The sequence below is a fragment of the Oceanobacter sp. ABM4_470 genome (assembly GCF_056158645.1).
In genome coordinates this window covers 3,027,836-3,049,754 of sequence record NZ_JBSWTR010000001.1, presented here as the reverse complement: position 1 = coordinate 3,049,754, position 21,919 = coordinate 3,027,836, and the positions used below count along the sequence as shown (strand labels likewise).

The 21,919-nt window shown below is 55.2% G+C and carries 18 protein-coding genes; 11 read left to right on the top strand and 7 right to left on the bottom strand.

Annotation, left to right across the window (positions count from 1 at the left end):
• Positions 1–7 precede the first annotated feature (7 nt).
• The 3 genes from ACXADJ_RS13530 to ACXADJ_RS13520 form a co-directional block, all read right to left on the bottom strand.
• On the bottom strand, positions 8–3,283 hold the full coding sequence (locus ACXADJ_RS13530) for an AAA family ATPase (RefSeq protein ID WP_475066761.1): 3,276 nt from the start codon (positions 3,281–3,283) through the stop codon (positions 8–10).
• Between the two features lie 515 nt (positions 3,284–3,798).
• Positions 3,799–4,233, bottom strand: coding sequence for a hypothetical protein (locus tag ACXADJ_RS13525; RefSeq protein ID WP_475066759.1), 435 nt, complete (start codon positions 4,231–4,233; stop codon positions 3,799–3,801).
• 83 nt (positions 4,234–4,316) lie between these two features.
• On the bottom strand, positions 4,317–4,793 hold the full coding sequence (locus ACXADJ_RS13520) for an HPP family protein (RefSeq protein ID WP_475066758.1): 477 nt from the start codon (positions 4,791–4,793) through the stop codon (positions 4,317–4,319).
• Positions 4,794–4,918: 125 nt separating this feature from the next.
• Between ACXADJ_RS13520 and ACXADJ_RS13515 the strand changes: the two genes are divergently transcribed.
• On the top strand, positions 4,919–5,473 hold the full coding sequence (locus ACXADJ_RS13515; protein WP_475066756.1) for a TetR/AcrR family transcriptional regulator: 555 nt from the start codon (positions 4,919–4,921) through the stop codon (positions 5,471–5,473).
• A 4-nt stretch (positions 5,474–5,477) separates the two neighbouring features.
• Here ACXADJ_RS13515 and ACXADJ_RS13510 read toward each other — a convergent pair whose 3' ends face one another.
• The gene (locus ACXADJ_RS13510) at positions 5,478–6,977 is read right to left on the bottom strand and encodes an aldehyde dehydrogenase (protein WP_475066751.1); all 1,500 of its coding nucleotides are present in this window, start codon (positions 6,975–6,977) and stop codon (positions 5,478–5,480) included.
• 348 nt (positions 6,978–7,325) lie between these two features.
• A complete protein-coding gene (locus ACXADJ_RS13505) occupies positions 7,326–8,267 on the bottom strand; it encodes a LysR family transcriptional regulator (protein ID WP_475066747.1) in 942 nt (313 codons plus the stop codon).
• Between the two features lie 311 nt (positions 8,268–8,578).
• Between ACXADJ_RS13505 and ACXADJ_RS13500 the strand changes: the two genes are divergently transcribed.
• The 9 genes from ACXADJ_RS13500 (at position 8,579) to ACXADJ_RS13460 (ending at position 19,043) form a co-directional block, all read left to right on the top strand.
• A complete protein-coding gene (locus tag ACXADJ_RS13500) occupies positions 8,579–9,553 on the top strand; it encodes a TRAP transporter substrate-binding protein (protein ID WP_475068197.1) in 975 nt (324 codons plus the stop codon).
• 399 nt (positions 9,554–9,952) lie between these two features.
• On the top strand, positions 9,953–10,552 hold the full coding sequence (locus ACXADJ_RS13495) for a TRAP transporter small permease subunit (protein WP_475066743.1): 600 nt from the start codon (positions 9,953–9,955) through the stop codon (positions 10,550–10,552).
• 11 nt (positions 10,553–10,563) lie between these two features.
• Positions 10,564–11,886, top strand: a complete 1,323-nt coding sequence (locus tag ACXADJ_RS13490; RefSeq protein ID WP_475066741.1) for a TRAP transporter large permease — start codon at positions 10,564–10,566, stop codon at positions 11,884–11,886.
• A 21-nt stretch (positions 11,887–11,907) separates the two neighbouring features.
• A complete protein-coding gene (locus tag ACXADJ_RS13485) occupies positions 11,908–12,339 on the top strand; it encodes a universal stress protein (protein WP_475066739.1) in 432 nt (143 codons plus the stop codon).
• A gap of 627 nt (positions 12,340–12,966) precedes the next feature.
• The gene (locus ACXADJ_RS13480; RefSeq protein ID WP_475066738.1) at positions 12,967–14,754 is read left to right on the top strand and encodes a diguanylate cyclase; all 1,788 of its coding nucleotides are present in this window, start codon (positions 12,967–12,969) and stop codon (positions 14,752–14,754) included.
• A 60-nt stretch (positions 14,755–14,814) separates the two neighbouring features.
• Positions 14,815–15,390 (top strand): nucleoside 2-deoxyribosyltransferase, encoded by a 576-nt coding sequence (locus ACXADJ_RS13475; protein ID WP_475066736.1) that lies wholly within the window; start codon positions 14,815–14,817, stop codon positions 15,388–15,390.
• A gap of 69 nt (positions 15,391–15,459) precedes the next feature.
• Complete coding sequence (locus tag ACXADJ_RS13470) at positions 15,460–16,653, top strand: DUF748 domain-containing protein (protein ID WP_475066735.1); 1,194 nt, start codon at positions 15,460–15,462, stop codon at positions 16,651–16,653.
• Between the two features lie 89 nt (positions 16,654–16,742).
• Complete coding sequence (locus ACXADJ_RS13465; RefSeq protein WP_475066732.1) at positions 16,743–17,501, top strand: SDR family oxidoreductase; 759 nt, start codon at positions 16,743–16,745, stop codon at positions 17,499–17,501.
• 147 nt (positions 17,502–17,648) lie between these two features.
• Positions 17,649–19,043, top strand: coding sequence for an ABC transporter substrate-binding protein (locus tag ACXADJ_RS13460; protein WP_475066729.1), 1,395 nt, complete (start codon positions 17,649–17,651; stop codon positions 19,041–19,043).
• Between the two features lie 92 nt (positions 19,044–19,135).
• On the opposite strand, the gene ACXADJ_RS13455 is transcribed toward ACXADJ_RS13460, so the two are convergent.
• Complete coding sequence (locus ACXADJ_RS13455; RefSeq protein ID WP_475066728.1) at positions 19,136–19,411, bottom strand: metal/formaldehyde-sensitive transcriptional repressor; 276 nt, start codon at positions 19,409–19,411, stop codon at positions 19,136–19,138.
• A 62-nt stretch (positions 19,412–19,473) separates the two neighbouring features.
• On the opposite strand from ACXADJ_RS13455, the gene dmeF reads away from it, so the two are divergent.
• On the top strand, positions 19,474–20,517 hold the full coding sequence (gene dmeF, locus ACXADJ_RS13450; protein ID WP_475066725.1) for a CDF family Co(II)/Ni(II) efflux transporter DmeF: 1,044 nt from the start codon (positions 19,474–19,476) through the stop codon (positions 20,515–20,517).
• A gap of 68 nt (positions 20,518–20,585) precedes the next feature.
• Here the strand turns inward: dmeF and ACXADJ_RS13445 are convergent, their stop codons facing one another.
• Positions 20,586–21,749, bottom strand: a complete 1,164-nt coding sequence (locus ACXADJ_RS13445) for an MBL fold metallo-hydrolase (protein ID WP_475066722.1) — start codon at positions 21,747–21,749, stop codon at positions 20,586–20,588.
• Positions 21,750–21,919: the final 170 nt, after the last annotated feature.

Genomic DNA, 21,919 nt, shown 5'->3' with positions numbered 1-21,919 from the left:
CGTGTGTTCAGTGGCCCTGATTGGCAGTACCGCTCTCAACCTGCATCATTCGAATATCCACCTTGGCGGTTTCGATGCCCATGGTTTCCAGCTTCTGATTGAACGCCAGCAGTTCATGTGCAAAAGCCGTTTGGTGGATCAGTCGCAACATCAGGTCGGCCTGTTCCATGTACAGATTGGCCCAGGGGTTTGGTTCAGCACGGGTAAATTCTTCCAGCCGGTCGCGGTAGCGTTTGATGCGATCGGGTTGTTGGAGTCGCCAGGCCGTTTGCAGGCTTTGCTGATAAAAGCGCAGGTAGTTGTGGCCGACGCAGGGCTGTTGCAGCCAGACCTCTCCTTGTTCCAATGCCGCTTCTATGGCTTCTCGTTGGTTGCCGACCAAAGCCTGTGTTGCGCACAGCCACGGGCCTATAAAGCGCTCCATGCCATTGTCTTTCACCAGCGTCATGCCCTTGCTGATGGCACTTTGTGCTTCTTGCTGTTTACCTTGCTGCCACAACAAGCGGGCTTTGGATTCCAGTAAAAAGGCGACAAATCGGCTGGCTTGTAATTGCTCGGCCAGCGTCATGGCGGTCTGAATTTCCTGTTCTGCCTGCGCCAATGCACCAAGGTCCAGCAGTATCCAGCCGGTGGTCAGTCGGGAAACAATTTCGGCACGGCGGTTAGCGGTCAGGCGCGCCAGATTGGAGGCTAACTGAAGCTCCTGCAAGGCGTCGGTAAATTTCAGCTGGTAGATCAAAACGGTGCCCAACATATAGCGGTTGGAGGCTTCCACTTTCAGTAGTTGATGTTCATTACACAGGTCGAGGCAGGCTTGCAGAGCCTGGTAGGCGGTGGTCATTTTGGCCTGTGCATAAGCGCAGTCCCCCAGGCCGCCAAGGGCCTTCGCTTTTGCCTGAGCCATGGCCGCCGGGTCTTTCAGTCGTTCTGCGTAAGCCAGTGACTGCTGGTGCTCACGTTCACAGCCACCAAGGTCACCGGTCGGGAACAACATATTGCCGCGCATGCTGTGGATGTCGGCCAACACCGCAAACTGGTGCTGCTGTTGCGCCAGCTGCTGGGACTCGTCCAGTACCCTCATGGCTTCTTCATTGCGGTCCGTCATGCGGTACGTGGTGGCCAGGTCCAGCAGGTAGGTGGGTAACGGTGAATGGCTCGTGGATGCTGTATGGCCGGAAGACTTTTTGATGGCACTTTCCAGCGCAGGAATACAGTCATTCACCCTGCCCATGGCGAACAGACACAGACCTTTCAGGTTCAGTGCCTGTGCTTTTTGCTCCCTGCTGGTGGAGTGGCCATTGTCCTTGTCGAGTACCGCTTCCAGTAGCGATAGCGCTTTTTGTGGCTGGAAGCTCTCCATTAATTGCCGGGTCGTTTCCAGCACCACGACGGCTGCATCTGGTGCGCCCGCGCGGAGGTAATGTACCGCGTATTCGTAGCGATCCTTATCGCTGAACCAGAGTGCACAGTGTTGATGGATGGTTTTGAATTCAGCGGCCGGTATCTGGGCAATGACCGCACTGCAGATCAGGTCGTGATGAAACATAAATTGACTGCCCTGGCGTTTGATCAGGCCGAGGGTAAGCAGTTGGTCGGGCACAAACCCCGGATTTTTTGTGATGGCACGCAGTTGCTCGAGCTGGAAGCATTGCCCCAGTACCGAGGCCACCTGAATGGCTCTGAGGTCGGCACTGGTCAGTCGGCTGAGTTGGGCGGCGACCAGGTGTTCCATCGAGTCGGGCACGACTTGCTGTGTTTGCGCACACAGCAACGACTGCCGCAGATACAGTGGATGCCCCTTTGCCATGGCAAGGCAGTGCCGGATATGGGTGCTGTCCGTGGCGCTGGCGTTGATTGCATGGGACTGCTGCTGACAAAGTTGGTGGGCCAGTTGCTCGGCTTCTGAATCGGAAAGCGGCGTCAGTTCAATCAGATCGACGTGATGAAACCAGTCCTGATGCTGGGACAGCTGATGTTGCTGACGAAAGGTCATCAGCAACAGAATATTGGAGGACTGAAGCTCAGGCAGCATGGCTTTGATGGCCGTCAGTAATCGGTCGTCGGCCCAGTGCATGTCTTCCAGACAAATAATGCGCGGAGGATAGGAGGTGCGTTCAGCCATAATGTGCTCAATAGCATGAGCAATGGCGGATTGCTGAGTCTGGAAGTCCATCAGTTCAAGCAGGCGCTTTTCGGTCAGATTCAGCTCCACCCCCATCAACCAGAGCAGTATCAGATGGGACTGGGAGGGGACGGCAGACAGCAGCATCTGATTGCGAATAAAGTGATCCTCGTCGTCGAGGTCAAACTCGTGCAGCGCTCGTACCAGTGCATTAATGGGAGCATGGTTGTCGACCACGCCCCGATTCAGCAGCTGCAATTGGCTGATGTGGCATGAGAGCCGATGGGCGTGACGAAGACTTTCCTTGAGCAAACGGGTCTTGCCAATACCGGCCATGCCGGACAGGCAGATTGCCTGTCCTTGTTGCTGAATCACCAAATGATTGATGGCAGCTTCCAGTTGGGACGTTTCATTCTTTCTGCCGACAAAATCCTCCTGCTCTGTCTTCAGCAGCGACACCCTGTACATGTCCTTGTATTGCGCCGATTCCATTCGGGCAACGGGGGTGAAGTCATCCGATGACACAAACACAGAACAGGCAGCGATGTCGCCCCAATCAAGACATGGAAACACCGGAGATTCGGCATGGTTGGCAGGGGCCAAGGCTTCCAGAACCAGCTTCAGCTGGTTTGGAAAGGTGCGCAAGAGCATGTCGCATTGGCTGCGAATGCGCTCAAAAATGTATTCATCTTCGTCATCCGGCTGCCAGTGTATGCACATAAAGCCGGACTCTGGTGGGGTTACAACACGCTGGTTCGACAGTAGCGACAGCAACACATGGGGATTGACCGAGGAGTGATATTGCAGCTTCAGAGACAGATGGGGAAGGCTGTTAATGGCGCTGGCTTGCCCGTCGGAAAGACGCTCTGGTTGTCGTTCCTGCTGTGCGAGCGTGGCAGGGGCGAGTGTTTCTGCATCGTCAGGCTGCGACGTATTTAACAGCAGGCGTTCGACTGCTATGCCATAGAACTCGGCCAGGTTCTTCGCGGTACGGTAAAGCACGTTGGCACCGGATTCGGCCCGTTTGATGGAGGAGATGGAAACAACAAAACCTTGTTCAAAACAGGCTTCGGCCAGTTTGTCCTGACTTAGCCCAAGGCGCTTGCGTTGTTGTTTCAGTTCGCGGGTATTCAGCGGCAGGCGACCGTCCTTGAGAAGCATGATTCTCTCCATCGATTACAAAAGTCCATGCGACTCATTAACGGGTAATATTGACCTATTGGTCAATGGAAAAATCGTATAAAAATGCTGGTTCGTCGCTGCCATTGAGCAACAATCCGCGGGTTTGTTGGCAGGGTGACTGAATCAGTCCACATCCCCCTGATATCTTCGGCGAACGCGGGCCTTTAGGGGACATCTATTTAATCCTGCACGGCTCTCGGCTCGGGCCTCCTGCTTCGCCCTACCTCCTGCATCCATGCAGTCGTGCGCGAGTGTTGCCGTTGTTCAGTTCAAGGCGACGAATGCAGCGAAATGACGAACCTGTCCGGTCGAGTCTTTTCAAGTTCGTCAACACCGCACTGGGCGGCGGCAACCCGCGCCCTGCGGGGGCTGCCGGATGATCTCGACTCTGTGTCGCCGACTTTTGACTTGACCCGTCAGGCCTACAAGTCGGCTTCGTGATTCGAAACCATCCGGCAGCCCAGAGTGAGCACCGGATTAAATAGATGTCCCCTCTAGAAATCCTGCGTGCCCATCACCCGCCAGCTTTTGAACACCAGCCCCACACCGTCCTCGTTCAGCTGCTGGTACACCAGCTGATCTTCATTCAGGGTCAGGAGTCGATACTGGTCGATGTGCTGCTGGCCGAGCATGTCGGTGGTGCTGGTTTGCAGGGTTTGGGTGAACGGGTCGCACACCCAGCTGCCTTGCAGGCGGTAGTCTACCGAGCCGTCGGTTTTCATCACGTCCAGATAGTAGCGGCCATCCGGCTGCGAGCGCGCCACCCAATGACTGACATCGCCCCCGGTCCAGGTGCGTTTGCCCGACCAGACACCGGGCATCTGACTGCAATCGGTGGTCGAGCTGTGGCTCTGGTTAATGGAGCTGAACGTCAGGATAGCAACGAGAATCAGCAGCGCAGTGATGTAGGGTTCGCCCAAGCGGCTCATACAGACCTCCCGACTGGGGTGGCTAAAAAACAGGCAGGTCTATTAATAGATAGCAGAGATTGAAGGTTTTGCTGCCAATAGTGTTAAAACCACTGCTGTGGCCAGCGTTGTTTTGATACCCAGCGGTGATAGCCAAAGCCAAACAGGATAATCATGGCGACACCAATCGCTACCGGCGACACGAGGAAGTGCCAGTCGGCCCCGGTCAACATGACCAGAAGTGGGTTGGCTCCCGCTGGTGGGTGAACGGTTTGGGTCATCATCATGGCCATGACGGCAATGCCAACGGCCAGTCCCAGACTCCATTCGTTGACTCCGAAAATGCCAGCACAGGCGATGCCGATGGCCGTAGTCAGTAAATGGCCAACAACGATGTTTTTGGGTTGAGCTAATGGGCTTGCGGGTAAGCCGAACAGGATCACCATGGTGGCGCCAAACGGTGCCATCAGCCACAGGCCGTGTTGCAGTTTTCCCAGTGCGGCCAGCATGAATATGCAGGCAAACGCGCCCAGTCCGGCCAATGCCGCCGTGTGGAATTTTGTTCGTGTGAGTGCAGTCATGTTTGCTCCTTGTAGTGAGACAGCTTTCGAGTCTTTATAGTCAGGTAGACCGATCGGTCTTCTTTCAAGGTAGACAGAGTGGTCTACCTCTGTCAATATCCTTTTCATTCACAGACAACAGGGCCTTGGCATTGGATAAACGAGAGCAGTTGGTTGAGCAGGCATTCCGGCTTTTTTATCGGCAAGGGGTGTGCGCGGTAGGCATCAATAAGGTGCTGGACGAGTCGGGTATTGCCAAGAAAACGCTCTATAACCATTTCGCCAGCAAGGAAGCGCTGGTGGCTGCGACGGTCAGTTATCGCGACTCTCTGTTCCGACAGTGGCTATTTGGTCGAATGGATACGGTTGCGGCAGGCAAGCCGGCGCTGATGGAAGCCTTTATGGCTTTGGATGACTGGTTTAATGGACGCGTCGCTGTGATGCCGGAATTTCATGGCTGCTACTTTATTAACGTCAGTGCCGAGTTTTCTGACCTGAAGCACCCCATACACCAGCAATGTGCTGAACATAAGCAAGCGATATTGGAGAAAATTCGTGAGCAGGTGGTGTTGGCCGGGGGCGATGAATCGGTTGCCAATCATGTGGCGCTGCTAAAAGAGGGAGCGATTGTGCAGGCCTATGTCGGGGGAGATTTGCAGTCGGCGCTGAAGGCGCGCCGACTGCTGGATCAGCTGTTATAACTGCTCAGTACTCAATCCAGGTGGTTTTCAGTTCGGTGTAGTCATTCAGTGCATGCAGTGATTTGTCGCGGCCGTTGCCGGATTCACCAAAGCCGCCGAACGGTACGGTGATGTCGCCACCGAAGTAGTTGTTCACACCCATGGTGCCGGTGCGTACGCCGTTGGCGACTTTTAAGGCGGTGCTGATGTTCTGGCTCCAGACGCCGCCAGCCAGACCGTATTTGCTGTCATTGGCGATACGAATGGCGTCATCGGCGTCGCTGAATGGAATGGCAGACACTACCGGCCCGAAGATTTCTTCCTGAGCAATAGTCATGTCGTTGCAGGCGCCTTTGAACAGGGTTGGCTGGTGGTAGCAGCCTGCCAGTTCACCACCCAGTCCATCAACAGCTTCGCCACCAAACAGCAGTTCAGCGCCTTCTTCCTTACCAATACCAATATATTTCTGAATGGTGTCGATCTGACGTTGGTCGATCACTGCACCCATGCTGGTGTTAGGGTCCAGTGGGTTGCCCGGTTGCCAGCCTTTGGCGTACTCGGCAACTTTTTCGAGGAATTCATCGTAAATGCTGTCTTGCACCAGTAGGCGAGTACCAGCGGTGCAGGTTTGGCCGCAGTTATAGAAGCCCGCAACGGCGGCCCACAGGGCGGCTTTATCGAGGTCGGCGTCGGCAAAGACGATGTTGGCGCTCTTGCCACCCAGTTCGAGGAAGGTGCGTTTTAGGTTGCTTTGACCTGAGTATTGCATCAGCAGTTTGCCAACAGCGGTAGAGCCGGTGAAGGTCTGACCGTCGATGTCCGGATGCAGGCTCAGGTGCTGGCCCAGTGGCAGGCCGTCGCCCGGCAGTACGTTCAGGACGCCATCTGGCAGCCCGGCTTCGGTAGCCAGTTCGGCCAGCTTGAGGGCGGTTAATGGGGTTTTCGGGTCAGGCTTCAGAATCACGGAGTTACCGGCCGCCAGTGACGGCGCCAGTTTCCAGGCGGTGGTCGACAGCGGAAAGTTCCACGGCACAATCGCCAGCACCACGCCCAATGGCAGGCGTTCGATCAGTGCCAGAGTGCCCGGTGCGGTGGGGGCGATTTCACCGTATACCTTGTCGATGGCTTCAGCGGTCCAGCGAATGGTGTTGATGGCGCTGGGAACGTCGACGCTGGTGGTGTCTGAGATCGGCTTCCCGGCATCAAGGGTTTCCAGAATGGCGATTTCTTCCAGATTGGCTTCGATCAATTCAGCCCAGCGCACCAGAATCTTTTTGCGTTCGCCTGGTGCCATGTTAGACCACACGCCGCTGTTGAAGGTGTCGCGGGCGATGTTGACGGCCAGATCGCCGTCTTCCGGCTGGCATTCGGCGACTTCGGCCAGCACCTTGCCAGTGGCCGGGTTGATGCAGGAGCGGGTTTTGCCAGACAGGGCCGGTGCCGGTTTGCCGTTGATCCAGGCGTTAGCCGGTATGGCGGTTTGTGCGGCTTTGGTTTGCCAGTACTCAAGCGTGTTGTTGCTCATGTTGCTCCCCGTTTCAGTCGTGCGTAACTGGTGCGATGGTTTTCAGATTAAGGCATTGTGCCGCGTTTCATTTGGCCGCTTGTATATGCCCTGATGGGTATTTCTGGTGATCTGGATGGCAGCCCGCGGTTTTTACAACGTAAATTACTACTTTGGCATCGGTGCTTAGGTTGAATGATTCAACGTTTTTGTCGACTTTGTCTCGTGTTGGTTACGGTTTGTTCAACCGCTTTCAGAGGGTAAATTGCACCAGAAAAACGCCTTGTGTTTCATTCTGGTGCTTGATTTTTGATCGGCTGAATTCACTACAGATTTTATGGGTATATGGGTAAATACTCTGTACTTTGATCAATATGGAGCCAACTTTCCACCGTCCGGGTGGATGCCACGAACCGTGTTGAGGAACAGGGTTCGGGCTCTGTTTGGCTGTGCGCTCTTCTTGCTGATGGCCGCAGCCCCCAATGTGTAGAAGCGTTTGTCTGGTGCAACCCGGCGCAGTTCCCCGCGCTCAACAAAAGGCTGGGCGTAGGTTTCTGGCAGGAACGAGGCGTAGATGCCAGACAGCAGCAAGGCCATGCGGGCTTCGTAGTGGTAGGACACCGCCATCAGGTTCATTTCAGCAATCTGGGCGTATACCTCTTCGTGGGGTTTGAGGCCGGCGTGGATCAGCGGAATGCTGTTGATCAGCTGGTCGCTGATGTCGGCGTCGTCGAGGTCAAACATGGCGTTGCCGGGGCCGCAGTAGAGGTAGCAGCGGTCGCTGAACAGGTGGATGTATTCCAGCCCCTCAAGCTTGCGGTGGTAGGGGATGAAGGCGATATCCAGCTCGTCGCTGAGCACCTTGCGTTCCATATCGACCATGTGTTCGACGGTGATTTTCAGCTCCACATCCGGCGCTTCGGCGTTGAAATTACGGATGATGTCGGTCAGCTGGCAGCGGCTGTCGGTGGAAAATGTATCACTTAACGCCACTTTCAATTGGCCGGAAGGGGACGACGACAGGTTGTTGATGGTGTTACGAAACCCTTCCAGCGCATCCAGCAGATGGTGGGTTTGTTCGTAGATGACCTTGCCTTCTTCGGTCAGCGAGAAACCACCACGCCCCCGTTTGCACAGTGTGAGGTTGAGCCGCGATTCCAGGTTGGCAATGTGGATACTGATCGTTGGCCGACTGATGTTAAGCTGCGCCTCGGCTGCGCTGAAGCCACCGCATTCGACAATGGTTTTGAAAATTTTCAGCTGCTTGATTTCGTAATCACCGAGTTGGCCAAGCGAATATTTGCGGTTCATGGTGCACGCCTCAATTTAGTGCAAATTCGGGGCAAAAGATGCCAGTTTACGTTTAAATCGGGTTTTGCGGGGTGGTTAATTTTTGTACTTACGTAAAGCTTCATCAACCTTTACGTAAACCGCACTGGATTTAACCAGATTCTGGCTTTTGAAAATATGAATTCCACACAGAGATCAGCCGTTTGGGAAAAATGGCCTGTGTCCAAACATTCAGACCGGTTTCGACGATCGAGGCTGGCAACCACAAAAATGGGACTGCTGTTATGTTGAAAATAAAAAAGAGCATTCGCTCCGCTTTGGCGGGCTCTGCCATGATGTTGGCTGCGGGCGCAAGCCTGGTCGCTGAAACTGCCGCTGCTGCTGAGCACAACTGGCGCTTCAGCAACCTGTACGGCCGTGGCACTGCGTTCGGTGAGCTGTACGAAAACCTGGGCAAAAACATCGAAGAGCTGTCTGACGGCGAGATCAAGGTACAGGTTCTGTACTCTGGTGAAGGCGTTGGTACCCAAGGTCTGCTGGGTGCGGTTAAAACCGGTCTGATCACCATGGGTGCTCCATTCCAGTCCATGCACGCTGGTGAACTGCCTGCCGGTGTGGTTGAAATCGGTCTGCCAGGCGGCACCGCTGACACCGACGAACTGTATGACCTGTTCCACAACAAGGGTTGGGACAAGGTGCTGGAAAAAGCCTACGGTTCCCAGGGCATGGTATGGCTGGAACCATACATTCAGCCACCGGTTTACATCATCACCAAGAAGCCAATCAACTCTGTTGAAGACTTCAAGGGCATGAAGATCCGTGCGCCAGGCGCTTACGGCAAGTTCCTGCGTAACCTGGGTGCTTCCCCGGTTTCCCTGGCCTGGTCTGAAATCTACACCTCCCTGGCCACTGGCGTGATCGACGGTTCCATCGGTTCCAACATGATCGACCACCGCGACGGTAACCACGTTGAAGTCGCCAAGTACATGTACAAGCTGCCTCTGGCTGGCGCTCAGGTACTGCCAATCGTTGTTAACCGCAACGCCTGGAAGAAGCTGGACGAGGATCAGAAAGCTGCCGTACGCAAGGCCACTGAAATCCACGCTAAAGAGCAGCTGGAAAACTCCAAGAAGTGGGAAGCTGAAGCCGTGGCTGAAATGGAAGCCAAAGGTCTGAAGTGGTCTCCAGAGCCAAGCGAAGCTGACAAGGCTGCCTGGAAAGCCGCTGGTGCTGGCCTGTACGACGAGTACGCTGCCAAAGACAAGTACAGCAAGCAGCTGATCGAGATTCTGAAAAAAGATTCCTGATCACTGATGTGACGACAACGCCGCAGGGGCAGGAATGCTCTGCGGCGTTGTTGTTTCTGGCTGCACGAAATATCGTACAGCCGTTAGAGGCGTAAACAGCACTGAAGCCCGGGGTCCCCAACACGAGTTTCAAAACGCCACTGAAGTAAATAACAAATGGCCACGAGCAGCAGCGATGCCGCCGATGCGTCAGTCAAACAAGAAAGACCCGGACACGCTGGTAAGGATGCCAGTCGAACAGGCCAGCTGTGGCAGGGATTCCATGGCCTCAGTCCGTGATTTTGCCGTGCAAACCAAAATGGCGAATCGTCAGCGCAGCGCGTACGGGAGCCCCAAACCCCGATGCCACAAGCGTCGTTCGCTCTGAAGATCGTTATTTAACTCCCTGGTGACCCCTTTATGGTGACTCCAATCCTGAAATTCCTGTGTCGCGCCAGCGATGCAATCGTGATGGTGGCCGGACACATTGCCGCCATGCTGATGCCGGTTCTTGCCGGTGTGGTAGCGTTTGAGGTGTTCTCGCGCTACGTCCTCGATGCACCAACCATTTGGGGCTACGACACAGCCCTGTTCTTGTTTGGTTACATTGCCGCCCTTGGCGGTGCCTACGCCCAGCAAAAACGCGCTCACATCAACGTCGACATCCTGTACCTGAAGGTATCGGGTACCTCACGCCGTATTTTTGATTTGCTCACCGGCGCGCTGGCAATGTTCTTCCTCTACGTGATGATCATCATGGCGCTGGGCAAATACGAAGAAGCCATTGAGTTTGACTACCGCACCCAAAGCGAGTGGTCGGCGCCGATGTGGCACTTCTGGGTGATGATTGTGATTGCTGCCGGTTTGTTCCTGATGCAGCTGATCCGTGACTTCATTGCCAACGTCTACCGTCTGGTTACCGGCCAGCCTCTGATGGCCGCCGACGAAGCCGACGACAGCGACGACGACTTTTCCGACAACACCTCTGACTCGTCCGAGTCAGCCCAGAAGACTTCCTGAGGAGATCCGCAATGGGAATTGAATTGCTCACTGCCGTTCTGCTCGGCTGTATTCTTGTGGCCTTTGCACTGGGTGCACAGGTGGGTCTGGCGCTGGGCGGTATCGCCATGGCGGTTGGCTACCTGACCTGGGGTGACGGCATTTTCAACCTGGTGCCAAGCACCATTGAATCGACCTTCTTCAGCTTTATTCTGCTGGCGATTCCGCTGTACATCTATATGGGTCAGCTGCTGACCAAATCCGGTATTGGCGACGCCATGTTCAACGCCAGCCAGATGATGATTGGTAAGGTTCGTGGCTCACTGGCGATCTCGGTGATTGGCGTGTGCTCCATGATTGGCGCCATGGTGGGCATCATTGGTGCTGGCATCATGACCTCCGGCTCCATTGCTCTGAAGCCGATGCTGGAGCGTGGTTACGACCGCCGTATGGCGCTGGGTGTGATCATGGCCGGTGGTGCGCTGGGTATCCTGATTCCGCCATCCATTCCAATGATTATGTTTGCTGCTGCCACCCAGAACTCGGTTGGCCGTATGTTCCTCGGTGCCATGATTCCGGCGTTGGTCACCGTTGCCTGTCTGATTGCCTACGTGGTCATCAGCTGCAAGCTGAACCCGGAAAAGGCACCAAAGACCGCTGCTGACGAAGAAAACCTGCAGCTGCCAGTACCGCAGAAAATCAAGATTGCCCGTGACGGCATTCTGTCGATGCTGCTGATCGTACTGGTACTGGGTTCCATCATTACCGGTATTGCTACACCAACCGAATCCGGTGCGCTGGGCGTAGTGGGTGCGGTGATCCTGGCGATCATCTTCAAACGCTTTAAAGTCGATATGTTCCGCTTCGCGGGCCTGCAGACCGGCATTCTGGTGAGCGTGGCGATGTGGATTATTCTGGGTGCTTCGGTGTTCAGTAACTTCCACCTGCTGATGGGCGTGCAGTCCATGGTGGCCGACTTTACCAACAGTCTCGATCTGCCGCCGATCATGATCATCATCATGTTCCAGCTGATCATGTTGCTGCTGGGCTTCATCATCGACGAATTCATCATCGTACTGATGTGCGCGCCGCTGTTTACGCCAATTGCTGTGTCACTGGGCTACGACCCGATCTGGTTTGGTGTGTTGATGATCATCAACATCCTGATTGCGGTACAAACGCCGCCGTATGGCTTCGCTTTGTTCTACCTCAAGGGCATCGCGCCGTCGGATGTGGGCATGGGTGAAATCTACCGTTCGGTAACGCCGTTTATTCTGGTGAACCTGTTTGTGCTCATACTCTGCATGGTGTTCCCGGACATTGTGTTGTGGCTGCCAAACAAAGTAATGGATTAACAGGCTGATTAGGAGCTGGACATGTACTACAAAATTCTGATTCCGGTCGATCTGGCCCATAAAACCGAGCTGCCAAAGTTGGTCGATGCCGCCCGTCACCTGACCAGCGACAGCCCGCACGCCGACTTCAACTTCCTGTACGTGGATGAAAGCGGCGTCCACAAAGCCGGTTCGCCTTACATTGATCCCCACAAGGAAAAAGAACGCCGCCAGGACGTTAAAGACAAGCTGCTGGCACTGGTGCGAAACCTGATGCCAGACAACCTGCACAGCTTTTGCCATGTACGCCGTGGCACCATTCACGAGCAGATTCTGGAAGAAGCCAAAAAGATCCAGGCCGACGCCATTATCATGCTGGCGCAAAAGCCGGGACTGAGTGCCTACTTCGTTGGCTCCAATGCCGAACGGGTAGTGCGTCATGCCAAATGCAGCGTGATGGTGGTACGAGACTAACGGTAGTTAGCTATTACTGACCCTGAGACGGTAAAAAGCGGCCCTGAAGGAAAACCTTCAGGGCCGTTTTTTGTTTTAGGGGATTCCGTGACCTCACTTCATTCTGTGGCCCAAATAGTCCTATGGTTCCTCTGTGTCCGCTTTGCGCAGGCACCACGGCATAGAGGTATTTGGCCAGTTTCTACTACCAGAGTACTGTTTTTTATCTAACGGCTGTTATGTGGTCTGTTAGCTTCCAGTCGTAACGTTAAGTGCGTTGTTTGTTACCAGTGACTGACTTATGTTTACAGTAATCCACGCATTCGTGAGGTGCTTGTGAACAACTCTCTCTGGTTGGTCGTTGCCTTTTGGATGACTGCTTACGAGGTCGCTTTTGCCGAAGTGGCGCGTTTAACCACTGCTTCTATGCAGGCTGCTCCCTTGTCTGTATCGGCGCCTGTTTCAGCGCCGGTAGATGTACCATCTGAATCCTCGGTGCCTGCGTGGTTGTTGTCGTTACGACAGTCTTCGGTTGATCAAGCGACTGATCCAATCTCTATTCATCCTGCATTTTCTGATCAAGCTGCCGCTAATCAGTCTCTCACGACTCATACTCTCGCTGATTATACAGCCCCTGCTTCGCCTGCTTTGCTGGATAACCAGCAGGACGCGATTTCGATTCGTGCTACGCATGTTGTTGCCGGTGACGCTGGCTGGCTGGATTTACCTCAGTTACTGGCCTTGGAAGACCCCGGCTGGCAGCCGCTGGTCAGTGAATCGCTGGTGAATCATCTGGATCAGCCGGTATGGCTGTATGTGCGTTTGCAGTGGCGGCAGCCGTTACAGGACGCGCGCTGGCTGCAGGTTGCCTGGCCGTATTTGACTTGGGTAGAAACGCACGTTCGTGATCTCCGCAGTAACGAGTGGGTGTCGATGGCGTCGGCCAAGTCGCATTGGGCTGGTGAGCATAATTACCTGCCCCACGTGGTGCCGTTGGTCGACGATGGCTTTCAGGACGTTGAGCTGTTTTTGCGGGTGGAGTCGCCCGCCAAGCTGATCGTGCCGTTGAAAATCTGGAAAAGTCACGCCTACGAAAGTTGGGACAACACCCGCACTTTATGGCTTGGGATGTTCTTCGGCGTGCTGTTGGCGATGGCGGTCTATAACTTTTCGCTGACGGTGTTTGTGCGTGACTCCAGCTACGGCTTTTATGGGCTGTATGTACTGTCGATGCTGTTTTACACGCTGGGGGTCACGGGAGTGGGGCAAACCTACGTCTGGAGCGGCTCTTATTGGCTCGACGAGCATGTCTACGGCGTCAGCAGTAGTCTGGCGTTTTTGTGTGCCACGCTGTTTATCCAACGGTTTCTGAATTTGTGGCATTACGGTGGCTGGCTGATTGTGTGTAGCGTCAGTCTGGCGCTGTTCTGGGGCTTGATGGTGCTGGGCTACCTGATTGAACCCACCGCCTGGCTGATGGTGCTGGAAGACATCGGTGCCATTGCCAGTTGCTTTATTGCCATTGCCACCGGGATTGCGGTGTGGCGTAAGGGCAATGTGTCGGCCAAGTACGTCACCATTGCCTGGTCGATTCTGATTGCGGCGACGTTTTTGCTGATGGCCGGGCTCAGTGGGCTGATTCCGATGCAGGGCTGGTTCCAGCCGTTCCAGAATATCGGCATTGTGCTGGAAACCATGCTGCTGTCGTTGGCGCTGGCGGAGCAAATTAACCGCGAGCGCAAGCAGCGGCAGCAGGCGCAGGAAATGTCGTTGCTGTATTACCGCAAGGCCGACGAGGCCCGTATTCGGGCGTTGGAAGTCGAGCGGCAGGCCAAAAGCCAGCTGGAAGATCAGGTTGACCGTCGTACCCGTGAATTACGCATGGCGGTGTCGGAACTGGAGGCGGTGAACGCCGAACTGGATTCGCGCAGCAAAATGGACGGTCTGACTGGCTTGGCCAATCGCCGCTATTTCGACACCATGCTGGTGCGGGAGGTGGTGATGGCGCAGCAGTCCGACGAACCACTGTGCCTGATCATGGGCGATATCGACCACTTCAAGCAGCTTAACGATAACTATGGCCACATTGCTGGCGACGCTTGCCTGATGATGGTAGCCAGTCTGTGGCGCGACATTCTGGCACCGGAAGATGGCATTGTGGCGCGCTTTGGCGGCGAGGAATTGATTGCCATTTTGCCCGCCTGTGAACAGCCACAGGCATTGCAGCTGGCGGAGCGTATTCGTCATGCCATTGAGGTGCGGCCGTGCTTTTATGATGGCGTCGCTATTCGCACCAGTATGTCGTTCGGGGTGCTGCAAGTGCAGTGCTCGTCTGATCCTTCCTTGCTGTTGAAGCAGGTGGACGCGGCACTGTACGAAGCCAAACATCAGGGGCGTAATCGGGTGGTGTGTTATTCCTCATTGAACGTGTCTTGATCCGGAACAGCGGACTGTCGTTGCAATCTGATACTTTTCTGGGTTCACAAAAGGTGTGTTATGACATTGATTTATCTCGCTGGGCCAGAGGTCTTTTTGCCCAACGCCGTGGAGCAAGGGGCAGCGAAAAAAGCCCTGTGCGAGCAGTACGGTTTTACTGGCCTGTATCCACTGGATGCCGAGCTGGACCCGGATGCCTACGACAGCTTGCAGGCGATGGCGTTTGCCATTAGCCGTGGCAATGAACAGTTGATTCAGCAGGCAGACGTCATCATTGCCAACCTGACGCCATTTCGGGGCGTCAGTGCCGATGTGGGCACCGTGTACGAACTGGGTCTGGCGCGAGGGTTGGGCAAAACCCTGTTGGCCTACAGCAACGACGTTCGACCGTTTGCCGAGCGTTCCTATGCCATGTTTGGCCCGGCCGAGGCGGTGTACAGTGCCTCTGGCGAGTTGGCCATGATCGACCGCGATGGCAACAGCATTGAAGACTTCAGCCTCAGCGACAACCTGATGATTGAAGGTGGCATCCAGCTGGCCAAAGGCCGCTTTATGACGCACGAATCCAGCGCTGCCGAGCGACTGACCGATCTGAGCGGCTTTGAAGCGCTGCTGCAGTGGCTGGCGGCGGGCTAAACAAGGAACGAAACCGCCTGAATCCACTCCCATTCCTTGAAACGGAAAGCAATCGGGGTGGGAGGATTCATGGCTCGAACGCACAAACGACGCTGGGGCATAGCACTGGTGTTATTGCTGCTGGCGACACTGCTGGTGGCGCAACTGATACTGCCTGTGGTGGTGAAGCGGGTTCTTAACAGTCAGCTAGAAGACATGGGGGATTACACCGGCCATGTTGAAGACGTTGGCATTGCGCTGTACCGGGGCGCCTATCAAATCCGCGATTTACGCATTGCCAGAATAGCCGACCATCAACAACCGGTGCCCTTTTTTCGAACCGAAAGCATCGACATTGCCGTCAGCTGGCGTGCCCTGTGGCATGGCTATGTGCTGGCCGATTTACGCTTCGACCGCCCCGAACTCAACTTTGTCGACAGCGCCTCTGAACAAGGGGATCAGGCCGGTCAGGGCACTGACTGGCGACAAGTCTTGAATGAACTGGTGCCGGTGACCATTAACCGGGTCGATATCGTCGACGGTGTTGTCGCTTTCCGTAATTTTGAATCCGAGCCTCCGGTGAATGTGCAGCTGACCGAGCTGAACGCGTCGGCCACCAATTTGACCAACGTCAACGGTATTCATGGTAATCGGGTGGCCAGCCTGGAGGCCACCGGGCTGGTGTTGAATCACGCCGACTTGTCGTTAAAAGCCGAGTTTGATCCGTTCAAGGAAAAGGACTTTGTGGTGGCGCTGAAATTCAACCGTTTCTCGTTGCCGATGCTCAACCCGCTGGCACAGGCCTATGCATCGCTCGACTTCGCTGCGGGCACGGGGGAGCTGGTCAGCGAGCTGCAAGCCCGCGATGGCAAGCTGACGGGGTATGTGCGGCCGTTATTGAAAAACGTCGACATCCTGAATTGGGATCAAGACGTGAAAGAACAGGGCGACGGCCCGTTTCAACTGGCCTGGGAAGGGTTGGATGGCGGTTTGGCCGCGCTGTTCACCGACGGTGAAACCGATCAGATCGCCACCCAGATTGACGTTGAAGGCACTCTAGACGACCCGCAAATCAGCACCTGGGATGCGGTGGTAAATGCCTTGCAAAATGCCTTTGTTGAAGCCTACAGCGACCGCTTCGAGGGGCTGTTTGAACGCGCCACCGACGAGCAGCCGCTGGTGGAAGACACTCCGCAACCGGCTCATCCGGACAATACGCCCAAAACCCGTTCAGAGGAACGGGCAGAAACCAAAGCAGAAACCAAAGCAAGTAAAGAGAAATAGAGTATCAAGATTGCGCAACAGCGGTTTAGCGGTCGCTGATTGGCTCTGCGACAGTGGAGGTTTTCCACCGCCAAGCGGAGACAATAATAATGACAGCTTCCCTGACCGGCTCACTGGCCGCCAACTTGCCCCTGCAACATCAATACGCCTTGATCACCGGTGCCGCGTCCGGCATTGGTCTGGCCAGTACCCGCGCCATGGTGGCCGCTGGTGCCACCGTGGTGATGGCCGACCGTGACGCCGCTGCGCTGGCTGCGGCACAGCAGTCCCTCGGTGAGGCAGTGATTCCGCTGGAAGTCGATCTGCTGGACGTTGAGCAGTGTCGCCAGCTGATTCCACAAACCTTGCAACGGGTTCCTCATATCAACATCTTTCACGCCAATGCCGGTATGTATCTGGGCGGCGATCTGATCGACAACAGCAGCGATGCCATCGATCGAATGTTGAACCTCAACGTCAATGTGGTGATGAAAAATGTCCACGACCTGCTGCCCCATATGATCGAGCGCCAAACAGGCGACATCATTGTCACCAGCTCAGCGGCGGCTACCAAGGCGGTGGAGTGGGAACCCGTGTACTCACCGTCGAAATGGGCGGTGGACTGTTTTGTTCAGGCCACCCGTCGGCAGGTGCTGCAACACGGTTTGCGGATGGGCACGATTTCTCCGGGGCCGGTCGAAACCGCATTGTTGGCCGACTGGCCGGAGGAAAAACTGCAACAGGCGAAGGAAAAGGGCACCTTGATCGCCGCCGAGGAAATTGCCGAAACCATTCTGTTTATGCTGACGCGGCCACGGGGCATGACCATTCGCGATATGGTGATCGTGCCAAGCGGTTTTGACTTCTAACCTGAACTCGAGCGGCAGGATGCACGGTATTGTCGTAAGGCGCTGGAAAGTCAGCTGGCTTGTGCTTCCGGTTTGAAGGTTTGAGAACTAATATACACTTCGTAATTGTCCGACAATCCTACAAAAGAATAATGCCGGAGAAGAAGTATGTTCTTGAGCACGCCAGAGCAGACCGAACCCCAACAACGAACGCTTTTCCAATTCTGGAAGGGCGTCATTATAACTTGCCTGCTGGCCTTTGCCGGATTTTCGGCACAGGCAGCCGATGGTTATAACTGGGCATCCCAGCAGGGTAAAACCATCAACGTGATGCTGAACAAGCACCCTTACGCCGATGCCATCATCCAGCGTCTGCCGCTGTTCGAGCAGCAAACCGGCATCAAGGTGCGTTACACCGTTACCAGCGAAGAAACCTACTTTGATGGCGTCTCCAAAGGGCTGAAACAGGGCGCCAAAGGTCCGGATGTCTTTATGACCGGTGCGTATCAGCTGTGGGATTATGCCTCTGCAGGGCACGTTCAGGCACTGGATAGCTACCTGGACTCTGACCGCTTCACCGCGCCGGATTACGATCTTAACGACATGTTCCGTGGTGTGCTGGGAGCTAACCGTTGGAGCCTGCAACAAGGTGACCTGGTGGGCACCGGCCGTTTGTGGGCGCTGCCGTTGGGTTTTGAGGCCAATGTGCTGATGTACAACAAGCGCGCGCTGGAGCAAAAGGGGTTGCCAGTACCGACCACGCTGGCGCAGCTGGTGGAAACGGCCAAGCAGTTGAACAACTGGAATGGCCCGGGCAGTTATGGGGTAGCCGTTCGCGGCACCAAGTCCTGGGCCACCATTCACCCGGGCTACATGACTCTGTTCAGTAATGCTGGCGCCAAAGACTTCGAAATGCGCAATGGCAAACTTAACTCGGTGGTTAACAGCGAAAAAGCCGTGGATATCACCCGCCAGTTTGCCGATATGGTGCGTGAGGCTGGCCCGCACGACTGGACCGATTACACCTGGTATCAGGTGTCCAAAGACCTTGGCGATGGCAAAGCGGCGATGGCACTGGATGCTGACATCATTGGCTTTTTCCAGAACGTTGCCGGGGCGTCCAACGAGGCGGGTAACCTCGCCTGGGCACCAATGCCGATTACCGACGGTGGTGTGATGGGAGCCAATGAATGGGTGTGGTCCATTGCCATGAACAACGCTTCCGAGCAGAAAAACGCGGCGTGGTTATTTATGCAGTTCTTCACCAATCGTGAGCACATGCAGTGGGCAGCCATTGAAGCCGACGTGGTTAACCCGGTACGTCGTTCCGTGTGGCGCTCCCGCGAATGGAAACAGCGCATTCGTCGCCACACTGGTTATGCCCGGACCTTTGGTGCGGTGATTCAGAACACCAGCATCAAATTCACCCCGCAGAGCAAGTTCTTCCACACCACCACCGAGTGGGCTGAAGCCCTGCAAGACATCATCGTGCGTGATGCTGATGTACAGCAGCGTATGGATGAGCTGGCAGCCAGCATCAACGAGGAAGTGAAGAAGCTCTGATTGCTGCTCAATTCAAACAACGCAGCAATTCCTGAACAACCTCCTAAATAAACCAACAAGCCCGGTCCGCCGGGCTTGTTGGGTGTGTGGGTTTATTTCATGTAAGAACGCAGAATTTTAACCACATCGTCCACTTCTTCCGCCCGTTGCTCCGGGGTCAAATCGTTGTCGCCCAGATGTTCACGCAGGTGGCCTTCCAGTACTTCCGACATCAAACCGTTAACAGCACCACGCAAGGCCGCAATTTGTTGCAGTACGCGGGTGCACTCGGTTTCGTTGTTCAGCAGTTTTTCCAGACCGTCCGCCTGACCACGAATTTTACGCACTCGGGTCAGCAGTTTGTCGCGATCGTGAGAGATGTGAGCCATTGAATATTCTCGTAATAGGTATACTGGGGTATAGTATAAAAAATTCCACAGGAAATGGCATTATGTCCAGTCAAACAATGGCTCCTTGTCAGCACAATCGCGCCTTTGATGAAGGCAATCCGATGGCCGAACGCAAGACCCGCTGGGCGGTGTTGCTGACGGTAGTGATGATGGTGGCCGAGATTGCCGGCGGCCTGGTGTTTAATTCCATGGCGCTGCTGGCTGATGGCTGGCACATGAGTTCACACGCACTGGCCCTTGGATTGGCGGTGGCTGCTTATGCCGCTGCGCGACGTTTTGCCAATCACCCGCGCTTTGCCTTCGGGACCTGGAAAATTGAAATTCTGGGGGGCTATTCCAGTGCCTTGTTCCTGATGGCGATTGCCGGTTTGATGCTGTTTCAGTCGGTCGAGCGGTTATTCGCTCCGGAAACCATTGAATACGATCAGGCCATCTCCGTCGCGGTGCTGGGCCTGCTGGTGAATCTGGCCTGCGCCTGGTTACTGAAAGACGATCATCACCACCATCACGGTCATTCACACCATGACCACTCACACCATGACCATTCACATCAGGCCCATTCAGATCACGACGCCCCTGGGCACGATCATTCCCACTTCGGTCATGATCATCACAGCCATGATCATCACAGCAATGAACACCACGACCTGAACTTGCGTGCTGCTTATATCCACGTACTCACCGATGCCTTGACGTCGGTGCTGGCCATTGTGGCCTTGTTTGGCGGCAAATGGTGGGGTGCTGACTGGCTTGATCCGGTGATGGGCATTGTTGGTTCTGTGGTGGTGGCTGTTTGGGCAGTCGGGCTTCTGAAAGAAACCGGCGGGGTGTTGCTGGATGCCGAAATGGACCGCCCGGTGGTCGAGCGGGTCAGCCACGCCTTGGCAACATTGGAAGACACCACCCTGACCGACTTGCACATCTGGCGGGTGGGCAAACAGCATTACTCCTGCGTGATTGCGGTATCCGTTGCCAGCGACGCCGCTGCTACAAGCGTTACCCCGGACGCCATCAAGCAGGCGCTGGCTGGCATTCACGAGCTGGCCCATACCACGGTGGAAGTAAACAGGGAGGAGGTGAACTGAGTGGAGGTAAATAAGGTGCGCTGATGTCTGGATGCTCATCAGCGCCGTTGAGCAGGGTTCGTCAGCTCTTACTTAACGTTCAGCCACCATTTCCCAAAGCTCTGGTTTGGATTGTCGGTATCGACCCGTTCGCCGATCAATGGCGTCAGCAGCCGATAAGGCTTGCCCTCACTGGCCTTACTGACCCGATCCAGTGGTTCTTTCCAGGGGTGGTAGGCCAGTTTGAACTTGCTGTTGTGCGCCGCCATTACGGCTTTGGCTTTTAAGTCCACACCAGCTTGCGCGGTTTGCTCGGGCATCATGTGAATATTGGCCCACTGCACGTTGTATTGGCCGCATTCCAGCACCGCCAGATCAAACGGCCCCAGCGCTTCGCCAATGTTGCGGAAATGCTCGCCGTAGCCGGTATCGCCGCTGAGGTAATAGCGGTGTTGCGGCGTAATCAGGGCGAACGATGCCCACAGGGTCCGGTTACGATCTAACAAGCGTCCAGAAAAGTGACGGGACGGCAGAATGTGCACCTGCATGCCGTTGTTGTCGTCGAAGACGGAACCCCATTCACCTTCAAATACCTTCTCTTTTGGCCAGCCCCACTGGGTGAAGTAAGAACCGACGCCCAACGGCGCGACCACTTGTTTCACCTTGTTTTCCAGCCCCTTGATGGTGGGGTAGTCCAGGTGGTCCCAGTGGTCATGGCTGATCAGCAGGAAGTCCAGTTCGGGAATATCGTCAGCGGTGTAGATGTTGGAACCCTTGAACGCCACATTGGTGCCCGGCACTGGTGAGGCATAACTGCTGAACACCGGATCAATCAGAATGCGTTTGCCATCCAGCTGGATGTAATAGCTGGAATGACCCATCCACACCACCAGGTTGTCGTTGCGATCGAGGCTGGCCAAATCGGTTTTCACCGAAGGCAACGGCTCAGCGGGCACGGCACCGGGGATTTCTTCAAACAGGAACTTGTAGAGGGTGCGGAACAAGCCGCTCTGGGAGCGAGGTTGTGCGGGGTCTTGTGGCTGCTCTACCATCACTTCGGTGGTTTCGAGGTTCTCGAACTTACCGTCTTGGTAGCGCGTGGTGCCGGTGGCGGAATCCTCGCCTGACAGGCGTTCGGTATCCACCTTGGGATCGGCAAATTGGGCTTGTTGCAGATACAGCCAGATAGCAATGGCCAGCACAGCGGCCAGTCCGACCAGTACCAGCAGGGTTTTAAGCACAAGATTCAGCAAGGCGAAGGCTCCGAAAAATAAGTATTCTCAAGCCAACCATCTTAGCAACAGCGATTGTTCCGTAGAGTGCCACCGTCGGATCATATTGTTGCTCTATTGCTAACCGTGCCTTGGGCCTTATTCCGTCTGGGTAGGAGCGTAATACCGCCATTGATGAGCCGCATTCATAA